Below are 15,417 nucleotides of genomic sequence, written 5' to 3'. Positions count from 1 at the left end.
CGTGGAACCAGTATTGGTGCCGGGCGCTGGCAGCCCGGAGAAGCTTGGCGCAACGATCACCGCCGAGGGCGTGAACTTCGCGGTCTATTCGGAGACGGCAACCCGTATCTGGGTGTCGCTCTACGATGAGCTCGACCACGAGATCGGCCGGTACGAGCTCGATGGGCATGACGATCATATCTGGCACGGGCTGATCGCCGGAATCGGGGCTGGGGCGAAATACGGGTTCCGCGCCGACGGGCGCTACGATCCGGATCAGGGCTACTTCTTCGATCCCAACAAGCTCCTGGTCGATCCCTATGCGAGGCGGCTGGACCGGCCCTACGTCCGCTCGCCGCGGTTGCGTCTGCACCGCGACGAGGCGGTGGATACCGCTCCGCTGATCCCGAAGGCGATCGTCGTGGGCGCTCTCAACAAGCCGGTCGCACCGCGCCGCAAGGCGCCGGGGCTGTTCTACGAACTCAACGTGCGCGGCTACACCATGCGCCATCCTTCGGTGCAGGGGCCGCTGCGCGGCACTGTGGCGGGGCTCACCACCCGGCGGGTGGTCGATCACCTGCGCTACCTTGGCGTCGACACGGTCGAACTGATGCCGATCGCAGCCTTCATCGACGATGGACATCTGCCGGCGATGGGGCTCACCAATGCCTGGGGTTACAACCCGGTGAGCTATTTCGCGGTCGATCCGCGGCTGGCGCCGAGGGGGCCGCAGGAACTGCGCAACATGACCGACGTCTACCGCAAGGCGGGCATCTCGGTGATCCTCGACGTGGTCTACAACCATACCGGCGAGGGCGACGCCAACGGGCCGATGCTGAGCCTGATGGGCCTCGATGCCATGACCTACTACAGGTTCGTCGATGCCGACGGCAAGAAGGTGCTCGTCAACGACACCGGCACCGGCAACACCTTGCGCTGCGACCATCCCGCGACGCAGCGGCTGGTGATCGAGAGCCTGCGCTACTGGGTAGAGGAAATGGGCGTGTCGGGCTTCCGCTTCGACCTCGCCCCGGTGCTTGGACGCGAGCCGGGTTTCAACCCCAACGCCCAGATGCTGCAACTGATCAAGTCCGACCCGGTGCTGGGCAAATCGATCCTCGTCGCCGAGCCTTGGGATCCGGGCCCGGGCGGCTACCAGCTGGGACAGTTCGGCAAGGAATTCCGGGAGTGGAACGACACCTATCGCGACGATGTGCGCTCGTTCTGGCGCGGCGACCAGGGAAAGATCGGGGCGCTGGCCGGCAAGGTGGCGGGCTCCGCCGAGATCTTCGATTTCGCCGGACGGAAGCCGAGCGCCGGCGTCAACCTGCTCGCCGTGCATGACGGCTTCACCCTGGCCGACCTCGTCGCCTATCTCGACAAGCACAACGAGGCGAACGGCGAGGGTAACCGCGACGGGCACAACAACAACTACTCGTGGAACTGTGGGCACGAAGGCCCGACCGACGACGAGAAGATCATCGCGGCGCGCCGCCGCGACGTGCGGGCGCTGCTGGCGACGCTATTCGTCAGCCGAGGCCTGCCGCTGATCCAGCAGGGGGACGAGTTCGGCCGCACCCAGCAGGGCAACAACAACGCCTACGCGCAGGATAACGAGATCACCTGGGTCGACTGGGAGAGCGCCGACGGCACGCTGGTGGATTTCGTCTCGGCGCTGAGCGAGTTCCGCCGCCTGCACCCGGCCCTGACGCACGATCACTTCCTCACTGGGCAGACCAAGCACGGCGTGCGCGACGTGGCGTGGCTGCATCCCGATGGGCGGGAGATGAACGAGGGCGACTGGAACGATGCCGGCGCCTCGGTGCTAGGTATGCGGCTGCAGACGGCCGAAGAGGATCTGATCGTCTGGTTCAACCGCCGCATCGACCCGGTGTTAGCGCGCCTGCCCGAGGGCTATTGGACCGTTGGGCTCGTCTCCGACGACCAGGCAGTGCTGCCGGTGGCCGACGGGGCTGCGACGCTGCCGCCGCGCGCGGTCGTGGTGCTGCTGAAGGGTCAGATCCCGCCGGCCAAGCCCGAGGTTCCGACGCCGCCGCAGGAGATTCCGGTACAACCCGACGTGCCGCAACCGCCGCCGCAGCCCGACAACGTGCCGGGCGTGCCGCCGGAGGAGCTCCCCAACGACGAACCGCCGGAAGAGACGCCGAAGGAGTAAGGCGCTGACTGAATCAGACGGCCCCCTCCCGGCCTCCCCCATAAAGGGGAGGTGAAGAGTCGAGGCTCGGTCTTCGATCGTGCCAAACACTCGATGCGGCACCTCCCCCTTTATGGGGGAGGATGGGAGGGGGGCGTCTCTCTCAGTCGACCTCTTCGAACCCCATCCGCGCATACAGCCGCCTTGCCCCGCCGTTGCCCGTCACCACCTTCAGCCTCACCTCGCCCGCGCCGCGTTCCCGCAGCGCAGCCATGGCCGTCGCCAGCAGCGCGGCACCGAGCCCGCGCCCCTGCCACTCCGGTGCGACCACCAGGTCCTTGACGAAGCTCGAGGTCCAGCAGAGGCAGAAGCCGATCACCTCGCCCTCGGCCTTGGCGACGAAGCACAGGGCCGGGTCGAACTCGCTGTCGGCGCGCAGCGCTTCCCACCAATCCAGCCAGTCAGGCGCGACGCTGCCGAAGCCGTTGGCGTAAGCGTGCTGCAGCAGGGTGTGGATGGCTTTGACGTCGGCGACGTCGAACGCCGCCAGGTGGACTGCGTCGGGCCAGGACACGGCGGGGAGCGGCATGGCGAGGGCGCGCCGCAAAGCCACGAAATCCGGGGGTGCCAAATCTACCAGAACGCCCTCCGTCGGAACTTGCAGCCTTCCAGGCCACTTGCTTGTCTTGCCGGTCGCTGCGCGTCAAGCTGCCGGCGACTGATCCCCCGGGCCTCTTGGCGCATCGCCTCAAGGGCATGAACCTCGTTACCCATGGCTGGCGGGTAGGGGCGCCTTAGGGGGCTACTGGCATTGCCGGTGCAAAGTGCGTCCCCTCGCCCCTCTGGGGAGAGGGTCAGGGTGAGGGGCGCCAAGTACGCCAGTTGGAATGTCGGCGCAGTGTGAGCAACGTCTCGTATCGGTGCGCTTGGCGCCCCTCACCCCAGCCCTCTCCCCAGAGGGGCGAGGGGGCGATTGGGCACCGATGGGGCCGATTCCTGCGCTACTCCGCCGCTTCGGCGGCCACCAGCCCGCCCTGCTGCTCGATGAAACCGATGATCTGGTCGAGGTTCTCGCGGCGCAGCAGGTCGGCGAAGACGTAGGGGCGGCCTTCGCGCACGCGCCGCGTATCGGCCTCCATGACCTCGAGGCTGGCGTTCACGTATTGAGCGATGTCGGTGTGGGTGACGATCAGCAGGTCGGAGCGGGTGATGGCCGGCCCGCCCTTGCGCGGGATCTTTTCGCCCTGCGCCACCGAGATGACATAGAGCGTGATGTCGGCGAGGTCGGGCGAGAAGGTAGCGGCGAGGTTGTCACCGCCGGACTCGATCAGGATGATGTCGAGGTCGGGGAACTTGCGGTTGAGATCGGCGATGGCCGCGAGGTTCAGCGAGGCATCCTCACGAATGGCGGTGTGCGGACAGCCGCCGGTCTCGACCCCGACGATGCGATCCTCGGAGATCGCCTGCACCCGGTTGAGGATCAGCGCGTCTTCCTTGGTGTAGATGTCGTTGGTGACCACCGCCATCGAATAGCGGTCGCGCATTGCCTTGAGAAGCATTTCGCACAGCGTGGTCTTGCCGGAACCGACAGGACCGCCGATGCCGACGCGCAGGGGACCATTAAGCGATTTCATATCAGCCTCATGATGACGAGCAGGAGATAGCCTACACCCAGCGCGATCGAAATCGGCGAGTAGTTCTTGCGGTCGAGCGTTGCGAACGGTTCGGCCGAGAAGGTGGCGCGCCAGCGTTCCGTGTAGCCGACGGCGCCGCGGCCGAGAAACAGCGCGGCGAGCAGGACGCCGATCAGCGTCAGCCACCAGCCACCGGCAGTGTGATCGGCCAGCGACAGGGCAAGGACGCCCGCGGCGAGCACCAGCAGCGAGATGACGAAGGAGGCCAATTTCGGCACTCGGGTGACGCCCGGCTTGCCGACGACGGTGCGCGCCAGCAACTCCGGATCGCGGATCGGCCAGCGGCTGCCGATCGACCACAGCAAGTGGGCAATGGCCACCGCCAGCAGCACGACGAAGATCAGGGCGGCAATCAGCATGCTCATGAACGGAAAATCCTCGGTTCCAGCGTCTCGTGGCGCATCTGCGCGATATCGGCGGCGTAGGCGATTGCGCCGAGGTCGGCAAGAGTCGAGGCGGCCGCGGATGCTGCCAGCGCCGCAACGCCCGGCTCGAGCGCCGCGAGGACGCGAAGGCCGTCGGACTGGCCAAGCGGCACGAGACGCACCGCCACCGAAATCTGGCCGTGCACCGTGGCGGTGAGCCAGGCGAGCAGGGTGTCGAGGAGATCGATGTCGTGCGCCGCGGCGATGGCGCCGACGGCGATGGGGTAGGGGCAGGGCTCGGGGAGCAGGGCAAGGACGCCGGTAGGCCAGTGCTTCGTTGCCAGCACGTAGTTGTCGCCGGTGATGGTGGTCTCCATCCAACGCTCGCGGCTGGCGGTGAGGGCCTGGCTGAGGTCGGCGAGGTCGGAGAGGCTGGTGCGTGTGGCCTCCCCCCTCCCGGCCTCCCCCACAAGGGGGGAGGTGTCTGCCGGTGCTTGTGGCGGAATAGTGCCCCCATCACCAGCGGGTACCTCCCCCCTTGTGGGGGAGGTTGGGAGGGGGGAGGCCGCAAACGCAGACTCTCCGCCCGCCCGCCAAGCCTCGGCCAGCAAGATCGCATCAGTGCGAACCCCGCCATGCGTCAGCGCGCCTTCGATCCAGTTCTGCAAGCGTTCGGGGTCGGTTACGCGACGATCTGCAATCGCCGTCTCAAGCCCCGCCGACCACGCAAACGCACCCACCGGGAAGGCGGGCGACAGCCAGGTGACGAGTTTCTGCAGGGCGGCCGGGTTAGTCATCGATTGAGCAGCGCGTGGGTGGGCTCGCCATGGCTGTGCGAGTAAGCCCCCTCTTCGGGATGAAAGGGCTCGGAAACATCGGAGACGATGGCGCCCAGGCCGCGCAGCATGTCGCGGATCACGTGGTCGCGCAGGATCAGCACGCGATCCGCCTCGATCTGGGTCTTGAGGTGGCGGTTGCCCAGGTGCCAGCAGAGCCGCATCAGGTGGATGGGGTCGCGGCCGCGAACTTCGTAGAGCGGCTCTTCGCCGGCAATGATCTCAATCAGCCGCCCGTCGTCCAGCGCGAGCAGCGAGCGGTCGGCGAGAGTAATGGGCTCGGGAAAATCCACCAGCACGCTATCGCCGTGCACCAGGGGCAGCATGCGGCGGCGCACGCGGCGCTGGTCATGCAGCAGGATAGCGAGATCGAAGGGGGTACCGGCTGCGCCTGTCGGCAAATAGCCAACCGCGCGAAAGGTTTGCGGCATCGTCAAAACTACCAGGTCTTCGAGGCTTCCCAACCTTCACCGCCAGCTTAGCCGGTCAGCCGCGGGTTTCAAAGTAGAAGCCGATCGACCACGCCTGGTAAATCAGGTGGACGATGACGAAGGCGAGTTGGAAGCGTCGGTTTGGCGTCCAGATCGCGACACCCGAGAGCACCAGCCCGAACGGAATCTGCACCAGGTAGAGCAGGTCCATCGCCTGGAAATACGGAGCGCCCTTGATCAGCGTATCGGCCAGGTCGAGGAGGAAGGTGAGCCCGAAAATGCCGAAGAACCAGTGCCGGCGCTTGAGGAAGAAATCTTCGTAGCCGTCGTACTCGCTGAGGTTGTCGGGAAACAGCAGCGCCGCCAGCGCGAACAGCGTCACGGCGTAGCCGATCAGGAAAATGAAGACGCCGAAGTTCCAGCTCGGCAACCGGGCCAGATCGTATTCCCACCACCAGAACAGGATCAGCTCGACGCCGACCGAGATGACCCAGAGCAGGTGGAGCAGCGACAGCCTGGCGCGCCGGGGATGTTGAATCAGCCCGGCAGCGCCCATCAGCAAGCGCGTCAGGCCGAGCCCGATCACCGTGCCCATGACGATGCGGACATGGACGAATACGTCGTGTGCGCCGCCGACGTCCACGGCCGCGCTCAGGGCGTGTTGGTGGCCTCCGTGCAGCTCACCGACTGCGGGTCTGCCTGCAGGTCGGTCAGCGTCGCCTCGCTGCCCTTGGTCCAGAACTCGTACTGGCCGGCCACATACTTGGCGCCGGAAGCGGCCATGACGTTGACGAAGACCAGCTTCTCAGGGCCGACCGGGACGATGGCGATGAAGTTCGGCTTGGCGTTGATGAAGTCGACCTTTAACGGCTCGAGCCCCTCGCATTGGTACTCGACGATGTTGCGCTCGAAGCTGCCCGCGAGGGACAGCACCACCTGCGCCGAAACGTCGACGTTCTGCATCATGGCGGCAGTAGCGAGTTCTTCCATCGGCAAATCCTCCCTCGGGCGGTTGAGCCTAACCGATTCGCTGTGGCGGATTTCTGTCTGCGTGCGCCAGGCCGCATCGGCAGCGGTGGGTCGAGATGATCGCTGCCTCAGAACAGGAAGTAGCGCTGTGCCATCGGCAGCACGGTGGCCGGCTCGCAGGTCAGCAGCTCGCCATTCGCGCGCACCTCATAGGTCTCGGGATCGACATCGATCTCAGGGGTGGCCGAGTTGTGGATCATCGAGGCCTTGCTGATGCCGCCGCGGGTGTTTTCGACCGGCAGCATGCCCTTGGCGACGCCGAGGCGGGCCTGCAGGTCGTTATCGTAGGCCGCCTGGCTGATGAAGGTCACCGAGGAGTTGGTCCTGAGCTTGCCGTAGGCGCCGAACATCGGGCGGTAGTGCATAGGCTGCGGGGTGGGGATCGAGGCGTTGGGATCGCCCATCGGGGCGGCGGCGATCGAACCGCCCATGATCACCATTTCGGGCTTCACGCCAAAAAAGGCCGGCGTCCACATCACCAGATCGGCGCGCTTGCCGACCTCGACGGAGCCGATATGGCGGCTCAGGCCCTGCGCGATTGCCGGGTTGATGGTGTATTTGGCAATGAAGCGCTTCACCCGGAAATTGTCGTTGTCGCCGGTTTCCTCCGGCAGCCGCCCGCGCTGGCGCTTCATCTTGTCGGCGGTCTGCCAGGTACGGATGATCACTTCGCCGACGCGGCCCATGGCCTGGCTGTCGGACGAGATCATCGAGAAGGCGCCGATATCGTGAAGGATATCCTCGGCTGCGATGGTCTCCTTGCGGATGCGGCTCTCGGCGAACGCGACATCCTCGGCGATGGCGGGGCTGAGGTGGTGGCAGACCATCAGCATGTCGAGATGCTCGGCCAGCGTATTGACCGTGTAGGGCCGCGTCGGGTTGGTCGAGGACGGGAGGACGTTGGGGAGGCTGGCCACCTTGATGATGTCGGGGGCGTGGCCGCCGCCGGCACCTTCGGTGTGGAAGGCGTGAATGGTGCGGCCTTTGAAGGCGCGCACGGTGTCTTCGACGAAGCCGGATTCGTTCAGCGTGTCGGTATGGATCATCACCTGAACGTCATAGGCGTCGGCGACGGCGAGGCAGTTGTCGATGGTTGCGGGTGTGGTGCCCCAATCCTCGTGCAGCTTCATCGAGGAGGCGCCGGCCAGCACCATCTCCTCGAGCGGCGCGGGGAGCGAGGCGTTGCCCTTGCCGGCGAGGCCCAGGTTCATCGGGAAGGCGTCAAAGCTCTCGATCATACGGTGGATGTGCCAGGCACCGGTGCAGGTGGTGGCGAGCGTGCCATGCGCCGGGCCGGTGCCGCCGCCGATCATGGTGGTGATGCCCGACATCAGCGCTTCTTCGATCTGCTGCGGGGCGATGAAGTGGATATGCGCATCCATGCCGCCGGCGGTGATGATACGGCCCTCGGAGGCGATCACCTCGGTGGATGGCCCGATGATGATGTCGACATTGGGTTGCGTGTCCGGATTGCCGGCCTTGCCGATGGCATGGATACGGCCGTCGCGCAGGCCGATATCGGCCTTGTAGATGCCGGTGTGGTCGATGATCAGCGCATTGGTGATCACTGTGTCGACGGCGCCGGCGGCACGGGTGACCTGGCTCTGGCCCATACCGTCGCGGATCACCTTGCCGCCGCCGAACTTCACCTCTTCGCCATAGGTGGTGAGATCCTTCTCGACCTCGACGAACAGCTCGGTATCGGCCAGCCGCACCCGGTCGCCGGTAGTCGGGCCGTACATCTGGGCGTAGGTGGAGCGGGAAATACGAGCGGGCATGATGGTCCTTCCGGGCGACGCGGCGCCAATATCTGACCGCCTAATAATGAGGCTGTCCAGCCATCTGGCGCAAAAATGCGCATACAAAAGTTGACCAAAAGAAACAAATTGCGGCGGCGGAGTATAAAGCTAGGGTCATCGCCGGGAATGCATGGACCTATATCGGTCACGGAGACTCATTATGCGTCGTTTGATGATGTTCGGCCTCGTGGCGCTGACTAGCGTCGGGGGCGCAGTGAGCCACGCCCAGGCGGCGGCATCGGTGGAACGCGGCGACTACCTGGTCAACTCGATCGCCGGCTGCGGCAACTGTCATACGCCGCTTGGCCCCAATGGACCCGAGATGGACAAGGCGCTCTCCGGTCGAGTGGTGGAGCAGAGCGAGCAATATACTGCCATCGCGCCCAACCTGACGCCGGCCGGCGAGATCAAGGACTGGACCGACGTGCAACTGATGAAGGCCATCCGTGAGGGTATCCGGCCGGATGGCAAGGTGCTGGGGCCGCCCATGCCGTTCGAGGTGTACAAGGGACTGTCCGACAGCGACCTCAGCTCGATCGTGATGTACCTGCGCACCGTGCCCGCGGTCGAGAACGATCCCGGCAAATCGATATACAACATCCCGCTGCCGCCCGCCTGGGGGCCGCCGGTCACCACGGTCGCCGACGTCCCCGAAGGGGTGACGGCCGCGTATGGAGCCTATCTGGCCGGGCCGGTGGGTCACTGCATCGTCTGCCACACCACGTTCGGCCCGACCGGTCCGATGTTCGAGACCCATCTGGGGCAGGGCGGCGTGGAGTTCCACGGCCCGTGGGGGGTGTCGGTTTCGGCCAATATCACCCCGACCGGACTCGCCGAGTTCAGCGACGCCGACATCGCCAAGATGATCACCACCGGCACGCGGCCGGATGGCAGCGCCATGCTCCCGCCGATGCCCTATGGCTTCTATGCGCATATCAAGCCCGACGATGTGAGCGCCATCATCCTCTACCTGCGCTCGCTGCCGCCCAAGCCCTGAAGCGAGAGGGCGGTCGGGGGCGCAAGACGGGCCCCCGACATGCCGCTCAGTGCGGCTTGGGCGTCATCGCTTCGGCCTTGCGGTAGGCCGCGATCAGCAACCCCAGCATCTCGTCGAGCAGTCCGTTGCCGGCCTGTACCTCCGGGTCCTTCTGGGTCCGGGCGATCAGCGACATGGCGAGGACCTGAACGGCGTAGGCATGCTTGGGCTTGCCGTCGCGATGAAAGGCGTTGCCCTGGGTCTTGAAGTCGCCAAGCAGCTTGTCATAGGCGGCAGGCGCCAGTGCGATCTTGTAGGCCGCCCAACTGGGTTGCTTAGCGCGGTCGAGCAGCCTCGCGGCGAGGCTGCCGATCAGGAACATGATCTCCGGGTCCTTGCCGCCGCTGCTGCGCAGATCCTGCAGCACGGCCACGAAGCGGTCCTTGAAATCTTCCTCTTTGCTGGCCATTGCTGTCTCTGCCCATTGAAACCGGCGCATCCCTAACCGAAATCTCTGGCGATTGCCAAAGCTCATGTGGCCACCCGGTCCGGATTTTGCCACAGGCTGCTGTTCTATTGGCGTTACCTGTTTGGAGGCTCACATGAAATTCCGATTCGTCGCCGCACTGGCCGCCGGTCTGCTGATGGCTGCACCTCAACTCGCCCAGGCGCAAAGTATGGACATCGTCCGGATCATCGGCGGGATCGGCGGGAGCGAGTTCCTGCACGATGCCGGTCGGGCCGATAGCGCCGCCGGGCTGCGCGTCGTCCGCCTTTCCACCCTTGCCGGTGCTCAGATGAACGCCGACCTGCTGGCCCGGGCGCTGCAGGTCAAGCAGCGCGACGTGGGGTATCTGCAGAGCAACCTGGTGATCAACCCGCTGGCGATGAGCGCCATCCGCAACTCCGGCGTCAGCCTCGACCAGATCGTCTCGATCGACCTGGCGGGCGACGGCGGCGGCGTGCTCTACGCCGACGATCTCTGATCGCAAGGTTTCGCACGATCCGATCGTAAGGTTTCGCACGATCTCTGACGCGCGTTCCCTCGGGAACGCGCAAAATAGAGTGAACGGGCAGGGGAAACCTCTGCCCCGGATCATGCGTATCTCCAGTGCGTTTTTGATAACGAATGGAGACATGAAATGTTGAACTTCAAGGCTATTGCTGTCGCTGCCGCTCTCACTCTTTCCACCGCGGGCTTCGCCCTGGCGGCGGAAGGGAGCGCGATGGATGCGCTGGGCTCGGCGTCGACAGTGAACTTCAAGACCGTGACCGCGGCGGAGCTCAATCCCCTGAGCCCAGGCTATGAACTGGTCGATCTCGACTCGCTTAAGGCCCGTATCCAAGGCACCCCGTCGCTGCTCGCCCAGCTCGAGAGCTTCGGTGCGACACTTGACGATGTCGTGGGCATCACGGGTACCGATCCAACCGACGTGACCATCCTCGTTCAGGGATGATCTGTTTCTGAATTGCAAAGGCCGGGCAGTGCCCGGCCTTTCTGTTACTAGACGCTGGCGGCGTCAGAGCTTCCCCATTACCTTCTGCTGGAAGCCATAAACCACGCGGTTTCCCGAAAACGGCACCAACCGAACCTCGCGCGCCTGACCCGGCTCGAAACGCACGGCAGTACCGGCAGCGATGTCGAGTCGCATGCCGCGGGCTTTTTCTCGGTCGAAGCTGAGGCCGGCATTGGTTTCGTAAAAGTGGTAGTGCGAGCCGACCTGGATCGGGCGGTCGCCGGTATTGGCCACTTCGAGGGTCACCTGCGGCGCGCCTGCATTTAGCTCGATGTCGCCGGGGACGGTCAGGACTTCGCCTGGGATGAGGGGCATTTTGCTCACCGGATCGGTTCGTGGACGGTCACCAGCTTGGTGCCGTCGGGGAACGTGGCTTCGATCTGCACGTCGTGGATCATTTCGGCAATGCCTTCCATCACGTGGGCGCGGGTCACCACGTGGGCGCCGGCCTCCATCAGGTCGGCCACCGAGCGGCCGTCGCGGGCGCCTTCAACCACATAGTCGGTGATCAATGCGATGGCCTCGGGGTGGTTGAGTTTCACGCCGCGCTCGAGGCGCTTGCGGGCGACGATCGCCGCCATGGCAATGAGCAGCCTATCTTTCTCGCGGGGCGTCAGGTTCATCGGATATCCTAGAGATGCCAGAGGCGGGGCAGGGTGCCGGCGCCGGAGAGCTTTGCGATTATTGGCGTGATGATGCGGCGTAGCGCAAGCCCGGATGAGGCCATGGCGCGGACAATCAGGCGCTCGCCGATGACGCTGGCGGCGGAGTTGTCCGTGCACAGGGCACGGACCGGATCGAGTCTTCGTTCCGCGTCGGCGCCGACATAGAGCAGGGTGGCGAAAGCGCCGGCGCCCGCCAATAACGACAGGGCATCGCGCTCGAGCGGATCGGCGCTCAGCCGTGTCGCCTCCGCATGGAGCAGCCGGCCACCGCGACGGATGCGCCAGGTGTCGGTGAGAGACGCACCACGGGCAGTTTCTCCCATCGCCTCACGACCGAGCATGATCGCCTCGATGGCGAAAAAACTGGCATCGGGCGCCAGGTCCACGTCCAGGCTGCGGTGGAGCCGGCCACCTTCGTAGAGAATGGTCTCCTGCGGGAGCCAATCGAGATGCGCGCCGGGGCCGACCTCGAGCCGGGTGGCGACGCGCGCATCGTCGCCCAGCGAACGATAGACGCGCTCGCAGGCCTGGGTGGTGAGCACCATCCGGGCGCCCGGCGCCGCCGTCGCGTGCCAGGTCACGTCATCGCCACCGGTCAGCCCGCCCGCCGTATTGATCAGCACCGCCTGCAAGCTCGCATCATGCGTATGCGGCAGCCGGATCTTGGCGCAGCCTTCCTGGAACAGGGTGGTCAACCGGGTCCGCCCGTCGAGCACCTGGGTGGCGATGCGGCCTGTACCGCGAGCGCGCTGATGGCGGGGGAGGGCCTGGATCGCGCTCATGGCCCGCCTCGGAGACCGGCGCCTGCAGCCCCCCACCCCTGTTCCCTCCCCCCAAGGGGGGAGGGAGACCAAAACACTGCGGCTCGCGCGAGCGTCTCTCTCCCCCTGTTTGGGGGGAGGGGACAGGGGTGGGGGGCAACCCGCACCGGACGTAACGACACTCGCTGCATCACACCATCAAATGCCGGCGGACCTCGGGCAGGTCGAGGTCGGCGGCCGGGCCGGAATGCATGATTTCACCGCGATCCATGATGTAGATGTCGTCGGCGATCTCGCGGCAGAAGTCCAGATACTGTTCGACCAGGAGAATGGTCATGCCCTTCTGGTCGCGCAGGAACTGCAGCGCCCGGCCGATATCCTTGATGATCGAAGGCTGGATGCCCTCGGTCGGCTCGTCCAGCACCAGCACCTTGGGCCGCGTCACCAGGGCGCGGCCGATGGCGAGCTGCTGCTGCTGGCCACCTGACAAGTCGCCGCCACGGCGGCCGAGCATCGATTTGAGGATCGGAAACAGCTCGTAGATGTAGTCGGGGACGTTTCGCTCGGCCGCTTTCAGCGGCGCATAGCCGGTCTCGAGGTTCTCCTTCACGGTCAGCAACGGGAACACCTCGCGGCCCTGCGGCACGTAGCCGATGCCGAGCCGGGCCCGCTTGTAGGGTGGCGCCTTCTTGAGCACCTCGTCGTTGAAGACGATCTCGCCCGACGAGACATTGTTGATGCCGGTGACGGCACGCAGCGTCGAGGACTTGCCGACGCCGTTGCGGCCGAGCACTGCGGTGATCCTGCCGGGTTTGGCCTCGATGGAAACGCCGCGCAGCGCCTGCGCCGCCCCGTAGTGGAGGCCGACGTCGCGGATGGAGAGGGCGGTGGTCATCGGTAGGCTCCTGCGGTTTCCGTCATGGTGCGAGCGACGCAGTGGACAAGAAATGGCCGGATGGAGGGATCTGCTTCAGCGCGCCCAGTCGCTCGTCGCCGGACTTCGGTCGCGCTACCCCTGGTCGCAGATCCCCCATCCGGCGCGCGACGACGGCCTTAGGCCGTCGTCCGCTACCGCCACCTTCTCCCTCAGAAGGGGTCGGCAATGCGTTGAGCCGACTGAGTGTGTGAAATTGCATCATCGGCCGAGATAGCGCTCGATGACGATCGGGTTGGCGCTGACCTGGTCGAGCGTTCCCTCGGCCAGCACCGAGCCCTCGGCGAGGCAGGTGACGCGGGTGCCCAGTTCGCGCACGAAGCTCATGTCGTGCTCGACCACCACCACCGAGCGGGTTTTGGCGATCTCCTTGAGCAGCTTTGCCGTCTCGACGGTTTCGGCGTCGGTCATGCCGGCGACCGGCTCGTCGACCAGCAGCAGTTTGGGGTCCTGAGCCAGCAGCATGCCGATCTCCAACCACTGCTTCTGGCCGTGGCTCAGGTCGGCGGCAAGCTCGTGCTTTCGGGCCGTGAGGCGAACGGTGTCGAGGATTTCCTCGATCCGTGCCTCGTCCTCAGCACTCGGGCGGTAGAGCAGGGCGGCGAACACCCCGCGCGGCTTCTTCAGCGCCAGCACCAGGTTGTCCCAGATGGTGTGGCTCTCGAAAACGGTCGGCTTCTGGAACTTGCGGCCGATGCCCAGATTGGCGATCTGGGCTTCATCGAGCCTGGTGAGGTCGGTGCGGCCGTCGAAATAGACCTCGCCGTCGTCGGGGCGGGTCTTGCCGGTGATGATGTCCATCATGGTGGTCTTGCCGGCGCCGTTGGGGCCGATGATCGCCAGCATCTCGCCCGGATGGACGATGATCGAGAGGGCGTTCAGCGCCTTGAAGCCGTCGAAGGAAACTGAGACGCCGTTGAGATAGAGCATGGTGCCGGATTTGTCGGTCATTCGGCGGGCTCCGGCATCGATTTCTGTTGCGGCAGCGTAGCGGGATCCTCTCCGGCCTCGGCGGCCGAGCTTGCTTCCTTGCCCTTGCGCGGACGCCACTTCTGGAACAGCCCGACAATGCCCCTGGGCATGAACAGGGTGACGAAGATGAACAGCCCGCCCAGGCAATAGAGCCAGAAATCGGGGAAGGCGCCGGTAAACACCGACTTGCCGGCATTGACCAGCACCGCGCCAATGATCGGGCCGATCAGCGTGCCGCGGCCGCCGACAGCGACCCAGATCACCGCTTCGATCGAGTTGGCCGGGTCGAACTCGCCCGGGTTGATGATACCGACCTGCGGGGTGTAGAGCGCCCCGGCGATGCCGGCCAGCACCGCAGACACCACGAAGGCGAAGAGTTTGACGTTCTCAGGCCGCCAGCCGAGGAAGCGGGTGCGGCTCTCGGCATCGCGCACCGCGACCATGACCTTGCCGAGTTTGGAATTGACGATGGCCGAACAGATGATCACCGCGAACGCCAGCGCCAGCGCCGATGCAGCGAACAGCCCGGCGCGGGTGGTGGCGGCCTGCACGTTGAAGCCGAGAATGTCCTTGAAGTCGGTCAGCCCGTTATTGCCGCCGAGCCCGAGATCGTTGCGGAAGAAGGCGAGCAGCAGGGCATAGGTCATCGCCTGGGTGATGATCGAGAGATAGACGCCGGTGACGCGACTTCTGAAGGCGAACCAGCCGAAGGCGAAGGCGAGGAGCCCCGGCACGAACAGCACCATCAGGAAGGCGAACCACCAGAGGTCGAAGCCGTTCCAGAACCAGGGCAGCTCCTTGTAGTTGAGGAACACCATGAAGTCGGGCAGCACCGGATTGGCATAGACGCCGCGGGCTCCGATCTGGCGCATCAGGTACATGCCCATGGCATAGGCGCCGAGCGCGAAGAAGGCGGCGTGGCCCAGCGAGAGGATGCCGCAATAGCCCCAGACCAGGTCGAGGGCGAGCGCCAGCAGTGCATAGTTCAGGTACTTGCCGAGCAGCGGCACCATGTAGTTGGGCAGATGCAGCGGGTTGCCTTCCGGGATCGCAAGATTGGCGACCGGAATGGCGATGGCGATGACGACCAGCGCGACAACCAGCCAGATGGCCTTTCTGTCGAGGGCGCGGAACAGGAGTTGGGTGATCAATTGATTGCTCCCGTCAGAAGAAAGGCCCCCTCACCCGGCGCTGCGCGCCGACCTCTCCCCCCAGGGAGAGGTGGTGGGGAGGCGAGATCGTGCCGCATCGCCACCTCTCCCTCTGGGGGAGAGGTCGGCCGAAGGCCGGGTGAGGGGGCCTTT

The 15,417-nt window shown here is 65.4% G+C and carries 19 protein-coding genes; 4 read left to right on the top strand and 15 right to left on the bottom strand.

The window, feature by feature from the left end:
• The first annotated feature begins 1 nt into the window (after position 1).
• Positions 2–2,155, top strand: a complete 2,154-nt coding sequence (gene glgX, locus APS40_RS00740; protein WP_236884175.1) for a glycogen debranching protein GlgX — start codon at positions 2–4, stop codon at positions 2,153–2,155.
• Between the two features lie 142 nt (positions 2,156–2,297).
• Here the strand turns inward: glgX and APS40_RS00735 are convergent, their stop codons facing one another.
• From APS40_RS00735 to ureC, 8 genes are all read right to left on the bottom strand, one after another.
• Complete coding sequence (locus APS40_RS00735) at positions 2,298–2,723, bottom strand: GNAT family N-acetyltransferase (protein WP_156342771.1); 426 nt, start codon at positions 2,721–2,723, stop codon at positions 2,298–2,300.
• 412 nt (positions 2,724–3,135) lie between these two features.
• Positions 3,136–3,768 carry an urease accessory protein UreG gene (gene ureG / locus APS40_RS00730; protein WP_055045239.1) on the bottom strand — a complete coding sequence of 211 codons (633 nt, stop codon included), beginning with the start codon at positions 3,766–3,768 and terminating at the stop codon, positions 3,136–3,138.
• Positions 3,765–4,193 (bottom strand): DUF3995 domain-containing protein, encoded by a 429-nt coding sequence (locus tag APS40_RS00725; RefSeq protein WP_055045238.1) that lies wholly within the window; start codon positions 4,191–4,193, stop codon positions 3,765–3,767. The genes ureG and APS40_RS00725 overlap by 4 nt, the downstream gene beginning before the upstream one ends.
• A complete protein-coding gene (locus tag APS40_RS00720; RefSeq protein ID WP_055045237.1) occupies positions 4,190–4,990 on the bottom strand; it encodes an urease accessory protein UreF in 801 nt (266 codons plus the stop codon). The genes APS40_RS00725 and APS40_RS00720 overlap by 4 nt, the downstream gene beginning before the upstream one ends.
• A complete protein-coding gene (locus APS40_RS00715) occupies positions 4,987–5,493 on the bottom strand; it encodes an urease accessory protein UreE (protein ID WP_236884174.1) in 507 nt (168 codons plus the stop codon). The genes APS40_RS00720 and APS40_RS00715 overlap by 4 nt, the downstream gene beginning before the upstream one ends.
• A 22-nt stretch (positions 5,494–5,515) precedes the next feature.
• Positions 5,516–6,103: a hypothetical protein gene (locus APS40_RS00710; protein WP_236884173.1), complete on the bottom strand. Its 588-nt coding sequence runs from the start codon at positions 6,101–6,103 to the stop codon at positions 5,516–5,518.
• Between the two features lie 8 nt (positions 6,104–6,111).
• Entirely contained in the window at positions 6,112–6,450 is a 339-nt protein-coding gene (locus APS40_RS00705) for an MliC family protein (RefSeq protein WP_055045235.1), read from the bottom strand.
• A 107-nt stretch (positions 6,451–6,557) separates the two neighbouring features.
• The gene (gene ureC / locus APS40_RS00700) at positions 6,558–8,267 is read right to left on the bottom strand and encodes an urease subunit alpha (protein ID WP_055045234.1); all 1,710 of its coding nucleotides are present in this window, start codon (positions 8,265–8,267) and stop codon (positions 6,558–6,560) included.
• Positions 8,268–8,448: 181 nt separating this feature from the next.
• Between ureC and APS40_RS00695 the strand changes: the two genes are divergently transcribed.
• Positions 8,449–9,285 carry a c-type cytochrome gene (locus APS40_RS00695; protein WP_197279403.1) on the top strand — a complete coding sequence of 279 codons (837 nt, stop codon included), beginning with the start codon at positions 8,449–8,451 and terminating at the stop codon, positions 9,283–9,285.
• 46 nt (positions 9,286–9,331) lie between these two features.
• On the opposite strand, the gene APS40_RS00690 is transcribed toward APS40_RS00695, so the two are convergent.
• Complete coding sequence (locus APS40_RS00690; RefSeq protein WP_055045232.1) at positions 9,332–9,733, bottom strand: hypothetical protein; 402 nt, start codon at positions 9,731–9,733, stop codon at positions 9,332–9,334.
• Positions 9,734–9,866: 133 nt separating this feature from the next.
• Between APS40_RS00690 and APS40_RS00685 the strand changes: the two genes are divergently transcribed.
• Together APS40_RS00685 and APS40_RS00680 are read left to right on the top strand one after the other, a co-directional pair.
• On the top strand, positions 9,867–10,250 hold the full coding sequence (locus APS40_RS00685; protein WP_055045231.1) for a hypothetical protein: 384 nt from the start codon (positions 9,867–9,869) through the stop codon (positions 10,248–10,250).
• A 156-nt stretch (positions 10,251–10,406) separates the two neighbouring features.
• Positions 10,407–10,721 carry a hypothetical protein gene (locus tag APS40_RS00680; protein WP_055045230.1) on the top strand — a complete coding sequence of 105 codons (315 nt, stop codon included), beginning with the start codon at positions 10,407–10,409 and terminating at the stop codon, positions 10,719–10,721.
• A 63-nt stretch (positions 10,722–10,784) separates the two neighbouring features.
• Here APS40_RS00680 and APS40_RS00675 read toward each other — a convergent pair whose 3' ends face one another.
• The 6 genes from APS40_RS00675 to urtC all read right to left on the bottom strand — a co-directional run bounded on the left by APS40_RS00675 (position 10,785) and on the right by urtC (position 15,264).
• A complete protein-coding gene (locus tag APS40_RS00675; protein ID WP_055045229.1) occupies positions 10,785–11,096 on the bottom strand; it encodes an urease subunit beta in 312 nt (103 codons plus the stop codon).
• Between the two features lie 5 nt (positions 11,097–11,101).
• Positions 11,102–11,404, bottom strand: coding sequence for an urease subunit gamma (locus APS40_RS00670; RefSeq protein ID WP_055045228.1), 303 nt, complete (start codon positions 11,402–11,404; stop codon positions 11,102–11,104).
• Between the two features lie 8 nt (positions 11,405–11,412).
• On the bottom strand, positions 11,413–12,228 hold the full coding sequence (locus APS40_RS00665) for an urease accessory protein UreD (RefSeq protein WP_055045227.1): 816 nt from the start codon (positions 12,226–12,228) through the stop codon (positions 11,413–11,415).
• Between the two features lie 169 nt (positions 12,229–12,397).
• Positions 12,398–13,102: an urea ABC transporter ATP-binding subunit UrtE gene (urtE, locus tag APS40_RS00660; protein WP_055045226.1), complete on the bottom strand. Its 705-nt coding sequence runs from the start codon at positions 13,100–13,102 to the stop codon at positions 12,398–12,400.
• Between the two features lie 240 nt (positions 13,103–13,342).
• On the bottom strand, positions 13,343–14,092 hold the full coding sequence (urtD, locus tag APS40_RS00655) for an urea ABC transporter ATP-binding protein UrtD (protein ID WP_055045225.1): 750 nt from the start codon (positions 14,090–14,092) through the stop codon (positions 13,343–13,345).
• Positions 14,089–15,264 carry an urea ABC transporter permease subunit UrtC gene (urtC, locus tag APS40_RS00650; RefSeq protein WP_055045224.1) on the bottom strand — a complete coding sequence of 392 codons (1,176 nt, stop codon included), beginning with the start codon at positions 15,262–15,264 and terminating at the stop codon, positions 14,089–14,091. Before urtC ends, urtD begins: the two co-directional genes overlap by 4 nt.
• Positions 15,265–15,417: the final 153 nt, after the last annotated feature.

The organism is Devosia sp. A16 (assembly GCF_001402915.1).
In the GTDB taxonomy this organism is placed as follows: Bacteria; Pseudomonadota; Alphaproteobacteria; order Rhizobiales; family Devosiaceae; genus Devosia_A.
Note: the sequence above shows the minus strand (reverse complement) of the source record. Positions and strands in the feature narration are given on the sequence as shown.

Excerpts from the sequence above, each read along its gene's own strand:
- APS40_RS00735 (WP_156342771.1), bottom strand. The coding sequence starts at position 2,723 with ATGCCGCTCCCCGCCGTGTCCTGGCCCGACGCAGTCCACCTGGCGGCG.
- ureG (WP_055045239.1), bottom strand. The coding sequence starts at position 3,768 with ATGAAATCGCTTAATGGTCCCCTGCGCGTCGGCATCGGCGGTCCTGTC.
- APS40_RS00725 (WP_055045238.1), bottom strand. The coding sequence starts at position 4,193 with ATGAGCATGCTGATTGCCGCCCTGATCTTCGTCGTGCTGCTGGCGGTG.
- APS40_RS00720 (WP_055045237.1), bottom strand. The coding sequence starts at position 4,990 with ATGACTAACCCGGCCGCCCTGCAGAAACTCGTCACCTGGCTGTCGCCC.
- APS40_RS00705 (WP_055045235.1), bottom strand. The coding sequence starts at position 6,450 with ATGGAAGAACTCGCTACTGCCGCCATGATGCAGAACGTCGACGTTTCG.
- ureC (WP_055045234.1), bottom strand. The coding sequence starts at position 8,267 with ATGCCCGCTCGTATTTCCCGCTCCACCTACGCCCAGATGTACGGCCCG.
- APS40_RS00695 (WP_197279403.1), top strand. The coding sequence starts at position 8,449 with ATGCGTCGTTTGATGATGTTCGGCCTCGTGGCGCTGACTAGCGTCGGG.
- APS40_RS00690 (WP_055045232.1), bottom strand. The coding sequence starts at position 9,733 with ATGGCCAGCAAAGAGGAAGATTTCAAGGACCGCTTCGTGGCCGTGCTG.
- APS40_RS00685 (WP_055045231.1), top strand. The coding sequence starts at position 9,867 with ATGAAATTCCGATTCGTCGCCGCACTGGCCGCCGGTCTGCTGATGGCT.
- APS40_RS00680 (WP_055045230.1), top strand. The coding sequence starts at position 10,407 with ATGTTGAACTTCAAGGCTATTGCTGTCGCTGCCGCTCTCACTCTTTCC.
- APS40_RS00675 (WP_055045229.1), bottom strand. The coding sequence starts at position 11,096 with ATGCCCCTCATCCCAGGCGAAGTCCTGACCGTCCCCGGCGACATCGAG.
- APS40_RS00670 (WP_055045228.1), bottom strand. The coding sequence starts at position 11,404 with ATGAACCTGACGCCCCGCGAGAAAGATAGGCTGCTCATTGCCATGGCG.
- APS40_RS00665 (WP_055045227.1), bottom strand. The coding sequence starts at position 12,228 with ATGAGCGCGATCCAGGCCCTCCCCCGCCATCAGCGCGCTCGCGGTACA.
- urtE (WP_055045226.1), bottom strand. The coding sequence starts at position 13,102 with ATGACCACCGCCCTCTCCATCCGCGACGTCGGCCTCCACTACGGGGCG.
- urtD (WP_055045225.1), bottom strand. The coding sequence starts at position 14,092 with ATGACCGACAAATCCGGCACCATGCTCTATCTCAACGGCGTCTCAGTT.